The organism is Paenibacillus sp. USHLN196 (assembly GCF_037144955.1).
Taxonomy (GTDB): domain Bacteria; phylum Bacillota; class Bacilli; order Paenibacillales; family Paenibacillaceae; genus Paenibacillus; species Paenibacillus xylanexedens_C.
Genome location: NZ_JBBCYH010000018.1, coordinates 1 through 20300 on the forward strand (window position 1 = coordinate 1; position 20300 = coordinate 20300).

Annotated in this window: 17 protein-coding genes, 1 pseudogene and 1 riboswitch; of the genes and pseudogenes, 7 read left to right on the forward strand and 11 right to left on the reverse strand. The window is 46.2% G+C overall.

The features are described from left to right. Positions 1-654 precede the first annotated feature (654 nt). From WFI24_RS29485 to WFI24_RS29495, 3 genes and pseudogenes are all read right to left on the reverse strand, one after another. Complete coding sequence (locus WFI24_RS29485; protein ID WP_076320372.1) at positions 655-2031, reverse strand: NCS2 family permease; 1377 nt, start codon at positions 2029-2031, stop codon at positions 655-657. Between the two features lie 172 nt (positions 2032-2203). Further along, a riboswitch (purine riboswitch) is annotated at positions 2204-2303 on the reverse strand. Positions 2304-2704: 401 nt separating this feature from the next. Next, positions 2705-2956 (reverse strand): hypothetical protein, encoded by a 252-nt coding sequence (locus WFI24_RS29490; protein WP_336765453.1) that lies wholly within the window; start codon positions 2954-2956, stop codon positions 2705-2707. Between the two features lie 242 nt (positions 2957-3198). Next, positions 3199-3384, reverse strand: a pseudogene (locus WFI24_RS29495) (GMP synthase (glutamine-hydrolyzing)); the annotation flags it as partial. Between the two features lie 135 nt (positions 3385-3519). On the opposite strand from WFI24_RS29495, the gene WFI24_RS29500 reads away from it, so the two are divergent. Continuing rightward, entirely contained in the window at positions 3520-3933 is a 414-nt protein-coding gene (locus tag WFI24_RS29500; protein WP_336765454.1) for a hypothetical protein, read from the forward strand. Positions 3934-4115: 182 nt separating this feature from the next. Here WFI24_RS29500 and WFI24_RS29505 read toward each other — a convergent pair whose 3' ends face one another. The 7 genes from WFI24_RS29505 to WFI24_RS29535 form a co-directional block, all read right to left on the reverse strand. Beyond that, entirely contained in the window at positions 4116-4559 is a 444-nt protein-coding gene (locus tag WFI24_RS29505; RefSeq protein WP_336765455.1) for a GNAT family N-acetyltransferase, read from the reverse strand. A gap of 139 nt (positions 4560-4698) precedes the next feature. Continuing rightward, positions 4699-5100 carry a DUF3888 domain-containing protein gene (locus WFI24_RS29510; RefSeq protein WP_336765456.1) on the reverse strand — a complete coding sequence of 134 codons (402 nt, stop codon included), beginning with the start codon at positions 5098-5100 and terminating at the stop codon, positions 4699-4701. Between the two features lie 457 nt (positions 5101-5557). Further along, the gene (gene guaA, locus WFI24_RS29515; RefSeq protein ID WP_145326422.1) at positions 5558-7096 is read right to left on the reverse strand and encodes a glutamine-hydrolyzing GMP synthase; all 1539 of its coding nucleotides are present in this window, start codon (positions 7094-7096) and stop codon (positions 5558-5560) included. Between the two features lie 379 nt (positions 7097-7475). Continuing rightward, positions 7476-9761 (reverse strand): DUF4129 domain-containing transglutaminase family protein, encoded by a 2286-nt coding sequence (locus WFI24_RS29520; RefSeq protein ID WP_336765457.1) that lies wholly within the window; start codon positions 9759-9761, stop codon positions 7476-7478. Further along, entirely contained in the window at positions 9748-11001 is a 1254-nt protein-coding gene (locus WFI24_RS29525; protein ID WP_336765458.1) for a DUF58 domain-containing protein, read from the reverse strand. Before WFI24_RS29525 ends, WFI24_RS29520 begins: the two co-directional genes overlap by 14 nt. After that, complete coding sequence (locus WFI24_RS29530) at positions 10998-11987, reverse strand: AAA family ATPase (protein WP_336765459.1); 990 nt, start codon at positions 11985-11987, stop codon at positions 10998-11000. Before WFI24_RS29530 ends, WFI24_RS29525 begins: the two co-directional genes overlap by 4 nt. A 103-nt stretch (positions 11988-12090) precedes the next feature. Continuing rightward, complete coding sequence (locus tag WFI24_RS29535; protein WP_336765460.1) at positions 12091-13392, reverse strand: polysaccharide deacetylase; 1302 nt, start codon at positions 13390-13392, stop codon at positions 12091-12093. A gap of 241 nt (positions 13393-13633) precedes the next feature. Between WFI24_RS29535 and WFI24_RS29540 the strand changes: the two genes are divergently transcribed. The 6 genes from WFI24_RS29540 to WFI24_RS29565 all read left to right on the forward strand — a co-directional run bounded on the left by WFI24_RS29540 (position 13634) and on the right by WFI24_RS29565 (position 19724). Next, a complete protein-coding gene (locus WFI24_RS29540; protein WP_221825775.1) occupies positions 13634-14278 on the forward strand; it encodes a DedA family protein in 645 nt (214 codons plus the stop codon). 168 nt (positions 14279-14446) lie between these two features. Continuing rightward, on the forward strand, positions 14447-15964 hold the full coding sequence (locus WFI24_RS29545; protein WP_336765461.1) for a spore germination protein: 1518 nt from the start codon (positions 14447-14449) through the stop codon (positions 15962-15964). 20 nt (positions 15965-15984) lie between these two features. Continuing rightward, complete coding sequence (locus tag WFI24_RS29550) at positions 15985-17187, forward strand: Ger(x)C family spore germination protein (protein WP_336765462.1); 1203 nt, start codon at positions 15985-15987, stop codon at positions 17185-17187. 7 nt (positions 17188-17194) lie between these two features. After that, positions 17195-17431: a hypothetical protein gene (locus WFI24_RS29555; protein ID WP_145326430.1), complete on the forward strand. Its 237-nt coding sequence runs from the start codon at positions 17195-17197 to the stop codon at positions 17429-17431. Positions 17432-17450: 19 nt separating this feature from the next. Next, on the forward strand, positions 17451-18560 hold the full coding sequence (locus tag WFI24_RS29560; protein ID WP_336765463.1) for a GerAB/ArcD/ProY family transporter: 1110 nt from the start codon (positions 17451-17453) through the stop codon (positions 18558-18560). Between the two features lie 42 nt (positions 18561-18602). Next, positions 18603-19724, forward strand: coding sequence for a GerAB/ArcD/ProY family transporter (locus WFI24_RS29565; protein WP_336765464.1), 1122 nt, complete (start codon positions 18603-18605; stop codon positions 19722-19724). Positions 19725-19805: 81 nt separating this feature from the next. On the opposite strand, the gene bcp is transcribed toward WFI24_RS29565, so the two are convergent. Continuing rightward, positions 19806-20270 carry a thioredoxin-dependent thiol peroxidase gene (gene bcp / locus WFI24_RS29570; RefSeq protein WP_336765465.1) on the reverse strand — a complete coding sequence of 155 codons (465 nt, stop codon included), beginning with the start codon at positions 20268-20270 and terminating at the stop codon, positions 19806-19808. Between the last annotated feature and the right edge of the window lie 30 nt (positions 20271-20300).

Here is a 20300-nt window from a genome sequence, read left to right on the forward strand (position 1 = left end):
TCACTCGTTGTTCAGTTTTCAAAGATCAAACTTGTTTCGTTACCGAACGTCGTTCTCTTCAGCAACTCTTATATAATATCATGTCCGAACCAACTTTGCAAGCTCTTTTTTAAGTTTCTTTCGAAGCTTATTTTATTCGCTTGCCGCACCGTGTATCTCGTGTTTTTTTGGCCGGAAATAGAATATACCATGTACAGTTATGGAACGCAAGTCTTTTTTCGAAAAACATTAAGTTCTTATAAAATAAGTACGCTGTAATCCTTTTAATAAGTATCTCCTTATAACCGGCCAAATGATACTTTGCGCACAGCCTTTAATGAGTCAGAATAATCAACAACCTTGTACAGAGGGCGTCCCTTAGAATGCCCACTCTGTAACATGCGTCATTAAAGGAAGGACAGTATGGAGTCTTCATAATTATAGAAACTTATTAACCGATGATATAAGTGGTTAAACGACCAACAAATCACAGATCACAGATCATTTTACGCGTTCCTTCTATATAGAAGGAAACCATTTTTGAGATTCATTTTTTCCTAAGAAAAGAAATACAAAAAAAGCGAAAGTTCCGGGTTTGAATCCCGTGGCTTCCGCTTCTTTCATTTTATAAGATAAAAAACTTATCTCAGCATTCTGCATAAAACTAAATTAAGTTTACTCCCCGCCAATAAATACGTATCGGCAGACTACAATGAGCGCCAAGATCCACATGAGCCAGTGAATTTTCACTTTGCGTTCTGTAACCAAGTTACTGAATACCGCCAGAATCACATAAGATACGATACCTGCAGAGATTCCGTTCGCGATTCCGCCTGTGAAAGGCATCAATACAATGGTAAGGAACGCGGGGAAAGCTTGCAGGAAATCATCCCACTCGATGCTGCGCACTTGACTCATCATAAGTACACCCACGATGATCAATGCCGGAGCCGTTGCAGCAGATGGAACAACCAAAGCAAGCGGAGCGATAAACAGGGCCAAAATGAACAGCAAACCTGTCGTTACCGAAGTCAGTCCTGTACGTCCACCTGCCTCAACACCTGAAGCACTTTCAACGTATGCCGTAATGGTACTTGTACCCAGTGCAGCACCTGCGCTGACACCAACTGCATCGACGAGCATCGCTTTACCGATGGTTTTCTCGCCTTTTTTCTTATCCTTCATAATGCCCATACGCGTTGCAGTACCTACCATCGTACCGAACGTGTCGAACAATTCAACGAAGGTAAAGATAAAGATGATCTCGAACAGTCCCAGACTGATAGCACCTTTCAAATCCAGCTGTCCAACCGCCAGATCACTGAAGTTAGGCAACCAGCTTGCGCCCGAAAGACCACTCAGATTCGTAACACCCATCGGAATACCAATTAACGTTGTTGCTACGATCCCGATTAGCAGTGCGCCTTTAACACGCATAACCATCAGTATAGCAATAAGGAGCAAACCAATCAGTGCAAGTAATGCATCGTGATGCGTTATAAAGTTACCCAATGAAAGATTAAAGCTGCTGCCTGGAATCGGCTGGCTCAGATCTGCGTCTGGCGCAACATTCACCGTTACAGCCACGAGATTAGCAAGTTTGAAACCGATAATCGTAATAAAGAGACCGATACCCACCGTAATAGCCATTTTGATCGACTGTGGTACTGCAACAAGCAACATTTGCCGAATCTTGGTCACGGTCAGAATAATGAACACGATACCGGAAAGGAATACCGCTCCGAGAGCAGCTTGCCAAGTAATCGCTCCATTCGAACTTAGAACGACAGTCATGAAGTACGCATTCAATCCCATACCTGGTGCAAGCGCAATCGGAATATTCACGAACAATCCCATAATAATAGTCATTAATCCGGCGCCGACGGCTGTTGCAAAAAATACGGCATTATCCGACATACCCGCCCCGGCTTGACCCAAGAACAACGTGTTCACAAAAAGAATGTAAGCCATTGTCATAAAGGTAGTAAGACCCGCAACAATCTCCGTTCTAACGTTTGTTCCGTTTTCTTTTAATTTAAAGAAACGATCCATAATTCACTAACTCCCCCTTAGAGATGTTGAAGCCATATTGAAAAACGACAAATGACCCTGATGAAGATTCTTCACCCAGGGTTCAGCTGACAAGGAGTGGCACGATGCCTTTACTAAGAACAAAAAAAATTCTAATGTGCGTGATGTCCCCGCAATCATGTAGAATTCCTGTGCTCAGCCTTCTCCTCTTCGTAGCCAGATCATTAGGGTGATCTCGTAGAGACTCCCGGGCCAATCCCCAGGATTATACGAATAAGTATGCGCTATTTGTTTGTTTCCCATCACTATTTTAGGAGGGCAGTATGTTTTTGTCAATGAGAAAAACGAATATTAATATCACCCTTGTATAATATCGTTCGTATTATTTAACAGATTGAACCAGTTCAGCGGTTTACAACCCAATTAAATACGCTATACTCGGCAGATTTCGTACGGAATATGTTCATTATGTCAGGGTGGGATTTTTACATATTAATATAAAAAGCTACCCTGATCAAAGGCATGAAGCGCTCTGATCAGGGTAGCTTTTTTGTCTGTCTGATGCGTTTTAGGAATCAGTTGAATGATATCTGTGATAACAAGTTATGGTATTCCAATCCATGTATTGAATAGGTATACGGAGCAATTTACGACATGTTCCAGTGCTCATTTCACCGGACCAGTCCTATGTCAATTATATCTCTGTATGCTGAGTATTCTCTATCTCTTGTTGTTCCAGATCTGTGTTCGTTGTTAAGTCAGAGGATAACTCCTGGTTTCTGGTCTGATCGGAAGAAGCATCCGCTGCCTCTAAGTTCACAAATGGAAATTCTCCCGAACCGGAGGCCAAGTCTTGCATTTCTGAACCGTATCCTGCCAGCATCACCATCAGAAACGCACTTCCAATGCCCATCTTCCATTTGCTCATATAGTCGGTTTTACGCATACATTCAATTCTCCCTTCAGTAGCCATATAGCTCTTAGTATGTACTTATTGTACAGGCCCGACCTGAAAGGATCATGAAGTGAACTTTAAAATGGGATGAAATTTCGAGAGTTTATTACTAGGAGAACAGTCCCCTGATAAAAGTTTAATCATAATATATGCAATAAAAAACTCCCTTCTATTTGCGAAATGCCGCAGAAAAAAGAGAGCTTTTTTTCAAAATATTGTTACGCGTGTATATCCTACTCCCATTCGATCGTTGCAGGTGGTTTGGAAGTTACGTCATAGACGATACGGTTTACATTATCAACTTCGTTAACGATCCATACGGAGATTTTCTCCAGCACATCCCAAGGGATACGTGCCCAGTCAGCAGTCATACCGTCGATGGATGTTACGGCACGAATACCTACAGTGTAAGAATACGTACTCCAATAGAGTAAATTACTATTCAATTATTGCGTTATTCTTGTATACCATTTGTAGCGGGTAAAAAGAGTGATTTAACTAAGAGGTTGGTAATTGTAGGTGAACAAGGAAACAATATTTTCGAGGTGATTTTTATGAGAAGGAAAACGACTACACTTGTTTTAATTGTTTCTCTATTTATGCTCATTAGCGGCTTTACTAATGCGAATACACCACAACCACCCTTAACGAGCATTGAAACGATTCCTGCTCCTGAAGGTAATTGGGTCTACCTACCTGAAGGTGATGGAGAAATGGTGATTTGTGTATCTACCGCTTATACAAATACATTTAATGTGTGGAGAGTTCCTACTGGAACACAACAATGGGAGAATCGTATTCTGATTTGTAATGAAAAAGGCAACAAAGATGACTGGACTTGTATCTGGAGATATACCAAAGATGATAATATCCATGACCATTTTGTTGTTGAAGCTTCTGGAGAAGGTGGGTGTATCAAGGATAGTATTAATGTAACTCGTACGCATGATGAAGATCATCCACAATAATTTTGGTTCACACCTTGTAGTGAACTTCTTAATTCACTTCATCCAAGACAACGCATGTAGATGCTCCCTAGACGCTCTCATGAGAATACAAAAGGCACAACCACATATGTTGGGCCGACATGAAATTCTCTTTTATTTGAACTCTCGTTTCCCGTTAGTTTAACGAAAAAAATGGCTATCCATTAGTCAATTTTAATTATCTTATCAAAGCAGTATGAATCTTTGTCATAGCCATTATGCTCATAGAAAGCATGGGCTTCAGTCCGCTTCATCCCGGTACATAGAATAATGCTGGATATTCCGCTGTCCTTCGCATAATTTTCAGTGTATCGTAGCAGTTCAGTTCCTACCTTATGACGTTGAAAATCATTATGAACAGCAAGTCCGGTTATATGCAGATAACCATTCGCAGACCCTACAGCTAATGCATGGACTATAGATATGAATCCAACAACATAATTCGCAAGTAACGCTACAAACGTTTTGTAATTGCCGGCTCTGATCATCTGGTCCATCGTAACACGAAAGTTCTCATCCGTAACAGTATGTACGCCCAGTACATCGTTCCATAAGATAACAACTTCATTATAATCTTTTGATAAAATTTCTCGTATCTTAATTTCCATACCCTCCCCCCCATAAAAAATATCTGCGAAGATAGGATTCGACAATTGATGAAGCAATCCTGCCCGTTACTTGAACAAAAGCAGCCGATCACGTTGATCTGCTGCTTTCATTGTATTATTCAGCTAGTTTCCCGTTAGTTCAATGGGTTTTAATAATTTCTTGCCAGTTAGGAGGCAAGTCATAATCCTTAATGTGTTTATACTCTTGAACCATTATTGATCCAGAGTTATCTATACTAAATCTCATCGAGTCGATCCCCACATCCAAATGAGGTCCTACGTACGGGATTGTATTAACCTGAACATCAATATGGGAAGAATAATATTTAACGTCTATATCGGTTCCATTAAAAAAAGGCGTAAACGTAGGTGATACAGTTAATTTATTTTTATAGTATTGGTTAATCTGTTCCTGTATTTTTGGAGCTAATAAAGTAAGTACAAGCCGTTTCAAACGTTCATCGTTTTGCTTTGCAAAAACGGGCTGTATTGTCATCAAAAAAATGATGACCGCTAGCAATAATCCGATAAATCTTCTCATTTCTGAACCCTCGTCCCCAACATATTTAAGGGTATTTTTCACTAAATGAAGAAAATTTATTATTATCCTACCCTTAGGAGATTGTCTTTCTCATCAATAAATTCTTCACTCACAAGCTGTTGGAAAACACCTTCAGTGTTGCAATGTTATTGTTTATCGTGCTGTTAGACTCACTACCTACGCGTTGACGTTCCTGTATATATTTTTTAATGTGAAGCAGGCTCATATCCTCTACCTTTTCTCTGCCCAAAATTTCTTGGTTCAGCTTAAAATCCTCAATCAGTTCTTAATTTTGGTCATAAAAAAACTCCCTTCTATTTGCGAAACAACGCAGATAAAAGAGAGTAATTTTTTGCACTCTAGTGTTGCAGGTGTATACGTACTGTCAACGCAGCTAACGCCACAACCCCTGATGTATCAAGGCTTCAAGCGATTAACGGCATTAACTATTAACAACCTACTCCCACTCGATCGTTGCAGGTGGTTTGGATGTTACGTCATAGACGATACGGTTTACGTTATCGACTTCGTTAACGATCCGTACAGAGATTTTCTCCAGCACATCCCAAGGAATACGTGCCCAGTCAGCAGTCATACCGTCGATGGACGTTACGGCACGAATACCTACCGTGTAGGAATACGTACGCGCATCACCCATAACACCAACACTCTTCATGTTCGGCAGGGCTGTGAAGTATTGCCAGATCTCACGATCAAGGCCGGCTTTGATAATTTCTTCACGCAGAATGTAATCCGAATCACGAACAATTTTGAGCTTGTCCTCTGTTACTTCGCCAAGCACACGAATCGCGAGACCTGGACCTGGGAAAGGCTGACGCCATACGATAGCTTCAGGCAGACCGCACTCTTCGCCGACTTTACGCACTTCGTCTTTGAACAGGGCACTCAGTGGCTCAATCAGTTTGAAGTTCATGTCCTCAGGCAGACCGCCCACGTTGTGGTGGGATTTAATGGTCTGTGCAGTTGCTGTACCACTTTCCACGATATCTGTGTACAGTGTACCTTGCGCCAGGAATTCAAAATCATCAAATTGCTTGGATTCTTCATCAAATACGTAAATAAACTCGTTACCGATGATTTTACGTTTTTGTTCCGGATCATCCACGCCTGCCAGTTTGGATAGGAAGCGTTCCTGTGCATCAATTTTGACAACCTTCATGTCAAATTTGCCGACAAACGTCTCCATTACGCTTTCTGCTTCGCCTTTGCGCAGCAGACCATGGTCGATAAACATACATGTCAGTTGGTCGCCAATGGCTTTGTGTAGCAGTGCAGCAACAACAGAAGAATCCACGCCACCGCTCAGTGCACACAGGACTTTACCGTCGCCCACTTTTTCACGAATATCTTTGATCGTATCTTCAATGAATGTCTCCATGCTCCAGTTGCCTTCGCAACCACAGATTTCGAACAGGAAGTTACGAATCATATCGTTACCACGAACAGAGTGACGTACTTCCGGGTGGAACTGAACAGCATACAATTTGCGCTCGTCGTTACTCATTGCAGCGATTGGCGCACTTTCCGTGCCTGCATCCAGTTTGAAACCCGGAGGAAGTGTAACCACGTGGTCACCGTGACTCATCCATACTGTGTGCTCACCGTCGATACCTTGTGCGAGAGCAGCACCTGCTGCGAACTCGATGTCGGCTTTACCGTACTCACGCTTCTCGGAACGTTCTACTTTACCTTCAAGCTGTTGGGCCATAAGTTGCATCCCGTAACAGATTCCGAAGATGGGAAGTCCAAGATCATAGATAGCCGGGTCCACATGTGGTGCATTTTCTGCGTACACACTGGATGGTCCGCCAGAGAAGATGATTCCTCGTGGTGACATTTCTGCGATCTTCTCTGCCGGTGTGTTATACGGCAAAAGCTCGCTGTATACGCCGAGATCCCGAATTCTTCTGGCGATTAATTGGTTGTATTGGCCCCCAAAGTCAAGGACAACCACAATTTCATTTGGTTTATTCATTACCGTGCCTCCCTCAATTCAATGAAACTAATTATACGCAACGACAAAACATACCGTCAAGGAAAGGCGAAACTCCTTTTTTCGACATTTCAAAACAAGGGATACCGAATACCTTCGATTATGAACTTTCGTATAGAAAGCTTGGCAGCAAGATGATGGTTCAAGTGTATGATCGTGGAAAGACGCCTCGTTCTCAGCATAGCGAGAAAGGCGTCTTTTTATGGCTTGCAACGATAAATCAAACGTTGCATTTAAAAACATTGCGTTAGCCATTGGTGATCTTCATCTGCCCACAATTCACCAAGCTCTATTGGAGAGCGATAGCGATTGTTTCCGCAGGTGCTTCGCATCTTTGGTGTAACGTTGTAACATCCTTGTGTTACAACGCCTGCAACTGCCGGGCCAGCCGAAGTGCCCGGCGCAGGAAGTCCAGACTGTCCGCACGCAGCGGACGGTCTGGCCCGTACAGCAGCCGTTCCCAGTCGGCTGCAAACCGCGCGATGTCCGCGCCGTCCGTGCCTGCGGCCAGAGCCGGTGACGCTGCATATTCACGCAGCGTCATACCCGGCGGCCGCGGGCCGTACCGGCGCGCGAGCGCGGCCCAGACCGGATCGGCGGCACGCAGCAGCCGATCACGGTCCGGAAAGCTGCTGCGTGGCCACGCCAGCAGCAGCCTGATCCGCAGCGCGGGGCGTAGCCGCCGCATGCGAACCAGAGCAGCGGCGCCCAGCAAGGCCGCTGTCACAAGGGCTGCCGCGAGCCATGGCTCCGCGGCAATGGCCTGTGCGCGGGCAAACAGCCATGCGCCCGCATAAGCCACTCCGCCGCTCATATACGGCGGAGTCTCCGCAACAGGCTGCAGCCCGGCGAGTGCTGCGACATCTTCGCCCACGCCTTGCGCCATGGTGAAGCCCGGCGTAGCTTCGAACGGCATCCAGCCTGCACCGGGAAAATACACCTCTACCCAGGAATGTGCATCTCCCTGGGAAATCATATACTGACCGGGTACATCCGGGTCAGTAACTCCAGGGCCAAAGCCTTTAACCCAGCGTGCGGGAATGCCTTCTGCACGCAGCAGCACAATCATGGCTGTGGAGAAATGATTGCAATACCCCTGCCGTGTGACGAATAGAAAATCGTCCACAAAATCTGTTCCGCGCGGTGGCATACGCGTATCTAATGTGTATTCGGCATGATCAGCCAGGTAAGTTTTCACAGCTTGTACAGCATCATAACGGGTCTCACTGCCTTGAATGATTTCCTTGGCCAGAGTCTGCACCCGATCGGGAAGTGTCGTGGGCAATTGCAGATATGTCCTCCGAATGGCTACCGGATCTTTCTCTTTATTCGTTTCCCCAAGCAGACGTAACTGTTCCGGGGACGCCACAGGAACCATGACGTCTGCCGAATAATTTTTAATCACCTTATCGTTTCCAGAGCCTGCGAGCCACAATGTTGCCGACTCGCGATTAGACAGCAATGAAAGCATGTTTTCCTGATTATCCTTGTTCTTATCCTGGAACGATACGTTGACCGGTATGCCCCCGGTAAAGAGTGGATTCGGTCCTTTCCACTCTCGCTGCATCGTAACGGTTTGGCGAATGCGACTCCAATAGGTTGGATTCTCCCATCCATCTGTTCGCAGCAATCCGGATGAACTCGCCGTTTCGAAGCTTTGACCAGGATCACTCCAAGTACTACCGTTATAATATGAACGGGTCTCCCCTCGCCAATACGTCACTTCCGGACTCTTTGCTATAAAAAAGATGGAGCTTCCCTGTACCAACGGTGCTCCCATCGGCGCATCCGCTGTGCTATATCCTGTGACTGCCGTTGCAGCAGGGATACTACTGTGCTGTGTGTAACCCGCCCAGCGAGCTAAGCGTTCACCAATCTGCTCCAAGGATATGCGTTCTGGTTGAGGAATGGAAGCAAATTGGCCAGGTAACGATGAGAATAGCACCATACCTGCGGAAGCAACGATAGTGACTGCACTCCAACGGCCATAGGGACTGCCGCGATAACTTGGAGTAGTAACTCCTACATTAAGACGGAGTAACTGAAGCAGAGCCTGAATAAGAAGAATCCATAATACAGACCGTATTACTGAAGCATACACATCCAGACCCGCAAAGGATTCAAGCAGAAGCAAATAGACCAACGTTGCACTGCCAAACAGCATAACGCTTCGACGGTGCAATACAAGGGATTGTACCGAAGCCATGAGCATGCTCCAGCCACACATCATGAGCAAACCTCTCGTTTCTGTGCTCATGGCGTGAAATCGCCAGTTATCTATAAATGTGTCCATGTCCGCTGAAAGTATTCCCGGATAAGCGGTTGCCCATCCGACAGGATCATTCCCTCCATACATCAGACATAGTGCGGCAAGAGCAATGAATAATCGGATCAGTACTCCCGAGATCCAACCTGTACGAATCAACCCCGCAAGCAACAGAGCTCCCGTTAATCCCGCCATCACAGACAAAAACCGTTCACTGCCCTGCTGATCTGATGATGTAACCGGATATATCCATTCCAGAGACAGTATGAGTAAAATGACTGAGATAAAGATTTTGTACAGGACAGGTACGATAACACGTCCCTCATCCTCAATGTCCGCCACAATGGAATTCGGTTGCCGTTTACCATTACGCTCCCACATCCGTTACCTCCGCCTTTCCCATTGAAGATAACGCGCTGTCTGTAACCGAATGGATCGGCACCCCGCTGTAACGAAGCTGCTCCAAACTATCATTTCCCAATCCATTCATCAATCTATCCGTTGATCCTAACTGTGTCGCCTCAGTCAGTTGCACCTCTACGCTGTAACCCGACCCGATTGCAGACATAATCCAGTCAGCCAGAACCTGATCCATTTTACCTGTGAGAACTACAATTCTTGACCCATTCGCCACTCTATTCAGCATCTCCGTACGGAGCGGAATAGGGCCAGAGTGTAACTTGGAGATCCGTGCCCCCGCGAGCTTGTCCAGACCATGGCTTTCATCATCCACTTGGAATGGACTCTGTTGCCAGGGATCTTGTAGACCATAGCTCTTATCGCCGCCTTCCATCCACAGATGATAAGGAATATCATCCCGTTCAGCGGTATGAATCCAGCGTGCAGCTGCACGAACCACACGTTCAAATGCAGGATTATCCATGATCTCCGTCGGTTTCACGTTATAACCCGAAGCCCCTTCATACACAAGAATGCCTAGCGAAGCTAAATCAGAGGTATCCGGCAAAAAGGTCTGAAGTCGACCCGTTTTGGCTGTACTTTTCCAATGAACACGTCCAAGTGGGTCCCCCTGCTGATATTCACGAAACTCAGGGCTACGGTTACCCTGGCTGGTTCTTCGCTCAGACAGAGCCCCTTCCAACATCGCAGCGAATCCTACCGACTCGCCCTTCCCCCAAGCCGTTGCTTGAGGAACAACAATGAGGGGTGTATCACCTGCGGTCTCTGCAGAGAGCGTATTCCATCCAAACATATCACCCCAGTACAATCTGCCCGTATCCCACCTGTAGACTCCTCTGCGTAAACCAGAACATTCATATTGATAGGTAAATTGACGCCGTGTTCCCGGAAAAATCAATTTGCGATGTACACCTGCAGGTGTGTTCTCACACAGAACGATCCACAACAATGGAATTCGGCAATCGAATTCCAACTCCACCACCACCTGTATTCCCTCGCCTGCCTCAATCCGGTTCGCATGCATCCTCCGACGAATGTTAATACGGCGGGGTCTAAACCAATGGAGAAGCAGACCTCCCATGAACATCAAGAATGCCATAATGGATAGGAACAACGATGCTCTGCCTCCATGCCACTGATACAGAGAAGCGAAGGCCACCACCAAGACAGCACTCAACATCCGTTGTTCCAGTGCAGTCATTGCCTCCTTCCCCTTCCCTGTGATGCCATTTGTACAGGTACCGGAACAGATGACAATGCTTCTTCAATGACTTGTACTTGCCCCCAAATCTCCGCTCTGTTCTGGGCCTTCAATTGAATACGATGGGAAAGGACAGGCACAGCCACCTCTTTCACATCATCCGGTATGACATAACTGCGTCCCTGAAGGTAGGCAAATGACTGCGCGGCAGCCATCCAGGCCAGAGTTCCGCGAGGACTGATGCCCAGTCTTACCGCCGGAAGGCTGCGAGAAGCCACAGCAACGGCCACCAGATACTGTTTGACGACAGGATCAACATGTACCTGTTTGACTTCACGCTGCATGGCTACAACCTCTTCAGCAAGCAGGACAGGACGAAGCTCTTCAAGTACTTCCCTGCTTTGCATGCGGGTTAACAATTCCAGTTCCTGCTCTGGATCTGGATACCCCAGTCCAATCCTCATGATAAATCGATCCAGTTGTGCTTCAGGCAGACGGTACGTACCCTCGAATTGCAATGGATTCTGTGTCGCCAGGAGAAAGAAGGGACGTGGCAAGGCGTAGGTTGTGCCATCGACCGTAATACGTCGTTCCTCCATTGCCTCCAGAAGGGCAGACTGAGTGCGGGGTGAAGCTCGATTTATTTCATCAGCCAGGACGATGTTGGACATGACAGGTCCGGGCCGAAACTTGAATTCAGCTGTATGCGGTTGATAGATTAAGGTGCCCGTAACATCCGCCGGCATGACATCAGACGTGAATTGGATCCGGCCCATGGAGCAATCCAGTGCAGAAGCAACAGCACGAACCAGCATCGTTTTCCCCGTACCGGGCACATCTTCCAGAAGTACATGACCTCCACTGAGCATTGCAGTGAGGACATAACGAATCTCTTGTTTTTTGCCAACAATCACACTTTCTACTCGCTTCATGACCCTGTTTAGCAATTCGACTGCGTGTTCATGTTCCATTCGAATATAAGACATTTCTCCTGATCTCCTTCCGTTCATCAGCATTTCTGAGCCATAGTAATCTATGATTCAGTGTTGCCCGGAAGTAGAGAGAATAGTCCTGCAAGAATGACTTTCTTCAGATCATTTTATACATAAATATACTGTTCATCGCCGAAATGGATATGGACGGGCCTGCCTTCACCGTCCACTCTGTTTCATTGCTGTTTAATGCGTGCACCCTTAACCCCATCTGCTCCAGCAATTCACGTAACGGAACCCAGATGGTCCCCCCTTGACTCTGTACTGCCCCCATTTCACTTAACCCTTTCGTTGTTAGTGTTCCGCTCACAGCGTCTGCATGAATCGTTCTTTCCTTCCACACAGCTGTAGCTGTTCTGGACTCAGGGTCCCAGCGAGTGCTGCCCCCGAATTTTTTCATAAAGGTACGCAACGGCACCATGATTCGTTGATCCTCCATACGGAATTCGCCCGACTGTAGGGTAGCCGCAGCCAATCCCACCTCTACCTTCAGCTTCTTGCTCCCAAGCCACAATGTCGCATTCGCTTCTACATGCTCTGTAATCCAGGCCTTTCCTGGCACCTTGCGCCCTTTATACTTATCAGCTGGATGTACACGGAATTGAACCGGCTGATCCGAACCCTTCATGATGTCAAAACGATATCCGTGATCACGATAATATTTGATAATACCCGGGAGTGCTTTCACTGTTTCAGCGTGCGCACCTCCATCATGCATCAGGAGAATGACTGAACGTGCTCCCGCAGGTACTTTGGTCGAATTGCTGAGGATTTCTTTGGCCGGAACTCCTTTGCGCTTGGAATCTCCGCTGTCGACGTTCCAGTCCATGACGGTGTATCCGCCCAATTGCAGCAAATCAAAATAGCTTTGGTCAAAATGTCCATAGGTACCGCCTGGTGCTCGCACCAGATTCGGTCGGAAACCGGTGATACGCTCCAGCACTTCCTCTGTCTGCTTGATCTGTTTCCAGAACACTTTGAAATCACTATACAGCTGTTTGTATTGATGATTGTACGTATGATTGCCCAGAGCATGTCCATCCTCCACAAGCGCCCGAATTAACTCGGGATAACGTTCTGCCTGCTCACCCAGCACAAAAAATGTAGCCGGAACCTGCTCCTTGCGCAAAATATCCAATACGTCACGGGTATGGTTACCCGGTCCGTCGTCAAAACTCAGATAGACTACCTTCTCTTGGGTTTTCTTTTCTGCCGAGATAGGCTCATCTGAGCCAAAAGCAGAAGACGCGTAAGCTACGCCTGCATAGGCAGCGAATGCACATAACAAGATCGCCACTCGCACGAGAATGACAGACCATTGTTCAGATAAAAACGTATGTATGGATGTTACGGAGACTTCCCCTTTTTCCTTGATTCTGAATTCCGGTCTCTGTACCATTTACGAATCGACCTCCACCGTCTCTAGTAATTTGCTGATAGACTTCAGCAGATTTGTTAGAATTATATGGAGGCTACATGGAAAAAAGACGCGATTTTGTTTAATATTTTTTCACAATTTGCTATGTAGCATGATTGATTCTTCGCCTCGGATTAGGTAGCATAATGGACAGGCAGAACGTATTCAAAACACCTTGGAGAGGAATTAGGCTCCCACCCCGTCTTCAGGAGAGTGAAATCTATTGGAATTGCTTGAGAAGATCCAACATTTGTTTGGGTCCTACGGATACAGCGTATTGTTTTTTGGCTTGTTGCTTGAATTCATTGCACTCCCCTTTCCGGGTGAAACGACGATGGCTTACGCAGGGTTTCTCTCCTATAAGGGACATCTTGATTTCGGTATCCTCACCATACTGGCTTTTCTGGGAACGACGATTGGCATGACAATTACTTATTTTATTGGTGCCAAAGCAGGTCTGCCCTTCATAACTCGGTACGGAAAATGGTTTCTGCTGAAACAGGACAAGCTCGATAAAACACAAAAGTGGTTTGCCAAGTATGGGAATGCCTTGATCTTCATCGGTTATTTCATTCCGGGGGTAAGACATTTCACCGGATATTTCGCGGGCATAGCCGCGGTTCCTTTTCGCAAATTCGCTCTCTACGCCTATTCAGGCGCGCTGTTCTGGGTTGTGCTATTTCTGGGCATTGGCAAAATATTTGGCCCCCAGTGGAATGCCGTATTCCATCTGGCTCATCAATATGCAGCATATATCGTGGGAGGAATCGGCCTGTTACTCATCGTGGCTGTGCTCTACCGTTACCGCAAAGCATGGGCAGCAAGATCCGTGTCCAAGCCTACCACTGTTCGACAAAGACAAAAGTAAATTCAAACGAACGTCTATCGATAATTTCAAGTATGGAGCTGCGTGTCATCGCGGCTCCTTTTTTTTGCGTTATCCATACGGAAGGAGAAGGCTTCATTCTTTTTTGTGATAATCCGAATTCATCCAGGTCATACTAACTTGCAAATATAGGATGTATAAGGAGGATACATGGTGAGTGCAACGGTACAGGACCGTCAAGATCTGAAAAGAATCTCTCCAGATCTGAATGAAAATACTACGTACTGCAAGCAAGTAATGGGACACAGTAATGACTTGATGATTCGTCCTCTGCAATGTTTGCATAAATGGCCTGCCGTCATGCTGTACATTGATGGAATGGTCGATGTACAAATTCTAAATCACTCCATCATGGAATCCTTATTACATAAACGTGATCTTCCTGATTTTTCAGCGGATGATGAACATCTGAGTTACCTCCAAAATGATGTTCTGATCGCAAGTGATGTCGTGCTCGTCAATGATATGGATGAAGTGCTGAATGCCCTCCTGTCGGGATCAGCTATCTTACTGCTTGAAGGCTCTGTACGAGGATTGAAAATTGGCGCAGCAGGCTGGGAAGACCGCTCTGTTAGTGAACCCATCTCACAAACCGTTGTACGTGGCCCCATGGAAGGTTTTAATGAAAATTTGCGTACGAATACGGCATTGATTCGAAAGCGAATTCGCGATCCTCACCTCTGGATTGAAGAAAGGGAAATCGGACGAGTCACCAAGACAAGGGTTGCGGTGTTGTATCTGGAACATACGGTTGATCCGGAAGTAGTGAAAGAACTCCAAAGCAGGCTTGATAAGATCGACATTGATAGCATTCTGGAAAGCGGATATATTGAGGAACTCGTGCAAGACAAAACGGGGACAATCTTTCCTACCGTGTACAATAGCGAACGTCCAGATACGGTGTCGGCAGCCTTGCTGGAAGGCCGGGTCGCCATCATTGTTGACGGTACTCCTTTTGTACTGCTTGTTCCTGCTTTATTCGTCCATTTCTTTCAGTCTCCCGAGGATTATTATCAGCGGGCCGACATCAGCACCTTGATTCGCCTGATTCGTTACCTGGCCTTTTTTATCGCTCTGCTCGCTCCGTCCTTTTATATTGCCATCTCCACCTTTCATCAGGAAATGCTGCCAACCAACCTGCTTATCAGTCTGGCCGCTCAGCGGGAAGGCGTCCCCTTCCCTGCGTTTATTGAGGCCATTTTAATGGAACTGACCTATGAAATTTTGCGGGAAGCAGGCATACGGATCCCAAAAACAGTCGGTCAGGCTGTTTCCATTGTCGGTACGCTTGTTATTGGTCAAGCCGCGGTAGATGCAGGAGTTGTGTCCGCGGCCATGGTCATTATCGTTTCCATCACGGCCATATCCAGCTATGTTATTCCGGAGAATGGATTATCCATCTCCGTTCGGATTCTTCGTTTCGTATTGATGATTCTGGCGGCGGCCTTTGGGCTCTACGGAATTCTGATCGTTCTGCTGATCACCGTAACCCACCTCTGCAGCTTACGTTCCTTCGGCGTGTCGTATATGTCCCCCTTCGCACCTTTCATACAGAAAGATCTGAAGGATACCCTCTTCCGTGTTCCATGGTCCCGGATGAAGACCCGTCCACTGTCTACGGGTACACCGAACGAAACCAGACAGTCCAACCAAAAAACAAAGCTTTAATTCAGCAGGGAGAATAAGTAATGAACAAATGCTTACGGTTAATTTTATCCATTGCCGTTCTTTTCCCTCTCCTTACCGGATGCTGGGACCGCCACGAATTAAACGAACTCGGCATCATGCTGGGTCTCGGTGTGGACAAGGATGGCGACAAGGTTAAGGTGAGCGCACAGGTCGTGGTTCCAAATGAAGTATCCTCCAAGTCAGGAGGAGGCAACGGAACACCTGTAACTCAATATCAGGCATCGGCAGATACGCTGTTTGAAGCCATTCAGAAGCTGACCGAGTCAAGCCCTCGCCGCATCTTCATGTCACATGTCCGAGTACTCATATTCGGAGAGGAATATGCACGCAAAGACGGTATTTATGATGTGGTAGAAGCGCTAATGCGCGAACCGACCGCCCGGCCCGACTATTACGTTATGGTTGCACGGAACACAACAGCTTCCAAAATACTAGATGTGCTTACTCCGCTGGATAATATTCCAGCAGAAAAGTTGTTTAATTCTCTGGATTTATCCTACAAAACGTGGTCACCAACGACGACCGTAACCGGGGATCAATTAATGGATTACTTGTTAACTCCCGGTATTCAGCCTGTTATAACCGGGGTAGAGGTTATCGGTAATCAGGATAAGAGTGGAAATAAGGAAAATATAGCGACCATCAAGTCCCCTAGCAGTCTGCATACCACAGGACTGAGTTTATTCAAAAAAGATAAGCTGATTGGCTGGCTAACGGAGGATGAATCCAAAGGTTATAACTATATCCGAGACAATGTGACATCCACCGTCAACCATTTGCCTTGCCGGAAAGACGGAAATGTGACTTTCAAGGCACTTCGTACAACTACAAAACGCAAAGCCAAAATCGTTGGCGGCCAACCTGTAATTAACATCAAACTCAAAAATGTATCCTCTATCGGTGCAGTGGAATGTGGCATCAAAATCGGTTCGATGAAAACGATCAGGGAACTGGAAAAGGACAGTGAGGAGTATCTTGTGGAGTTGATGCAAAATTCCGTGAATTCGGTACGACGAAAATACCATACGGATATTTTCGGATTTGGGCAGGAAGTGTATCATGCCGATCCCAAACTTTTCAAAAAGATGGAAAAGGATTGGGATAAATATTTCGAAAATCTGGATGTTCGGTACGAAGCCAATGTGCAGATTAAACGTGTAGGTACACTGGATGATTCGTTCAAGAATGAATTGAAGGAGTGAGACAGAAATGTTAATTACACTTATAGTCATCGTGATCGCGGGGATTATTGGGTGGTTCGATCTCCCTGGTCTCATTCGTCGCAAGGAGTGGAAAGAAACGGCCGTGTACAGCGGGATGCTTCTCACGGCAACTGTGTTCAGCGTTATCGCCGCAAACTTATGGGAATTTCCAAGTCCACTCTATATCATCATGTGGATCTATGAGCCTGTAAATCAATTCTTGGCACACTTGACCGGAACTTAGGAAAAAGGAGAGGGACTTTATGCTTGAACAGGGTCGTCTTGGAACAAGACAATTGACCACCCTCACCTTCATGATGGTAGTTGGGGACATGATGCTGATCTACCCCTCGGTTATTACGTCCTATGCCAAGCAAGATTCATGGATATGCGCTTTGGTAGGGGTTCCCCTGGGGATGGCTCTGCTGGCCATGATCCTGAAGTTATGCAGCATGCACCCAGATAAAAATTTGGTACAGATAGCACGAAGCATTCTGGGATTTTGGCCTGGCACTCTCCTTTCCTGCTTTTACCTATACTTTTTTATTATCGGGGCATCCACACACACCCGAGAAGTCGGGGATTTTATGACTTCCCAAATATACCAATACACTCCTGCTCGCATTATCATCCTGATGTTTGTTATCACGATAGGTTGGGGAGTATTCCACGGTCTGGAAACGATAGGAAGAAGCAGTGAATTGCTGATGCCTATCGTTATCCTGTTTATTATCGTTCTGGCATTCTGTCTGCTGCCACAGGTGGATGCCAGCCATTTGGAACCCGTGAGTGATACAGGCATCGTTTCCATCTTGCAAGGAACCCTCGTAAGCATCATATATCCGATAGGTGAAGTCATTCCCATCATGATGCTTCTGCCCTACACTGCCAAACAGGCTCATCAGACACGGGACATACTTGTTGCAGCAGGACTTGGAAATCTGTTGCTGGCGACGCTCGTTACCATTTCCCTTCTCGTTTTGGGGGCCTTCCTTACGGAACATAATATCTACGTTTCCTTCGTTTTGTCACAGAAGATCAGTATCGCTGGTTTTTTTGAACGTATTGAAGCCGTTATGGCTTCTTCATGGCTCATATCTACATATTTCAAGGCAATAGTGTACCTTTACGCCTTTGTTGTCGGATGTGCAGAACTGTTTAAACTTAAGCAGTATCGGATGCTCATTTTGCCTGCATCCATGCTTGTATTTGGTTTAGCCAATTTGGTCGCGCCCAGCCTGACTTTTATCGTGATCACCATTGTTCCTTACTGGGTAGATTGGGATGCAACAATAAGTATTATCCTTCCAGGGATGTTATTGTTAATCCATATGTTCAAGATGCGTTGGAAAGCCTCCAGACATTCGGGATAATGACAAGGCCCGTGTCGAGCATAAAGAAGGAGTTTGCGGCTCATGTTAATCAAAGATAACATTACCATTCGGCAATTTGCACTGCTGACCTTCCTTGTCATGGTTGGGGATATGATTCTGATGTATCCCTCGCTCGTCACCGCTTTCGGCAAGCAGGATGCATGGATCTGCTCCCTGCTTGGTCAGCCCATTGGTTTATTCATTATGTGGATTCTATACAAACTTCATCAAACGCATCCGGAGCTTTCTCTTATTGAAATCTGCCACAAATTACTGGGGCCATGGGCAGGATCCATACTATCAGCTGGTTATCTGTTCTATTTCGCCATAGGCGCTGCCATATGCATCCGTGAGGTCGGTGACTTTATGACAACGCAGATCTACCTTCAAACCCCCATTCGTGTCATTCTGATTATGATCATATGCTCCATCCTCTGGGGGCTCTTGCATGGTTTGTCTACTATAGGTGGAAGTAGTGAACTGCTCACTCCTATCGTTGTTGTCTTTATGATTCTACTATTCCTGGGCCTTCTGCCCCAAGTAAACAGTTCACACCTGCAGCCATACCTGAATACTCCCTGGCTGCACTTTGTTGAGGCAGTCATTAGGGGGGCATTTACTTCCTTTGGTGAACTCATTGTTATTACGATGGTTCTCCCTTATGTGAAGCGGGGGCCTCACATCAAACGAGACATGTTGCTCGCCACCCTTGCCGGAGGGCTATTACTGAGCCTGTTACTCCTCATCTCTCTCATGGTTGTTGGCCCCATCCTGACTCAGCATAACATCTATATCTCCTATATCCTGGCCCAAAAAATTAATATAGGAAACTTCTTTGAACGTATTGAAGCCTTGATGGCCATAGCCTGGTTAATTGCTACTTATTACAAAAGTTTGCTGTACATGTTCGCTTTTGTTGTGGGAACAGCCCAATTATTTCGCTTAAAGACATACAAGCCGCTTATTCTGCCTTCAGCGATGTTGTTATTCGCGCTAGCTATTCTGGTTGCTCCTAATGTCATTTTCTACACGAACACCATCATGCCTGCATGGGTGGACTGGGATATAACCGTCAGCTTTATTATTCCCCTGTCCCTGTTACTCGTTCATCGGATTCGTTATGGTAAGAAAAATCAGCGAGCAAAGAAACGAGTACCCACATAAAAAGGCTGTGTTCACGGGATCTCCCGCAAACACAGCCTTTAATGATATGAAGGACATTCCTCCTCATGGAAAAACAGAGGATTACATGTCCTGCAAAGCCTCCAGCGCAGCTTCAATATGTCCTTTGACCCGTACCTTCGACCATTCCTTCATCAGAATCCCCTCTTCATCAATCAGAAAAGTGGAGCGCACGATGCCCATGTATTCCTTGCCATACATCTTCTTCAGCTGCCATGCACCATACTGCTCAGCTACGACGTGTTCTTCATCCGATAACAAAGTGAACGGCAGTCCGTATTTGGCAATAAACTTGTCATGCTGTTTCATCGGATCTGTACTGATCCCCAGAATGACCGTGTTCAAACCCTCAAATTCAGCATGTCGATCCCGGAAATCACAAGCCTGTTGCGTACAGGACGAAGTCATATCCTTGGGGTAAAAATAAAGCAGTACCCGCTGTCCACGATAATCCGAGAGCTTCACGGTTTTCCCCGTACTGGACGGAAGCTCAAAATCCGGTGCCAATTCACCTACAGTTAACGTCATGTCAATTCCTCCATAGTCTCGCCCCTGAAT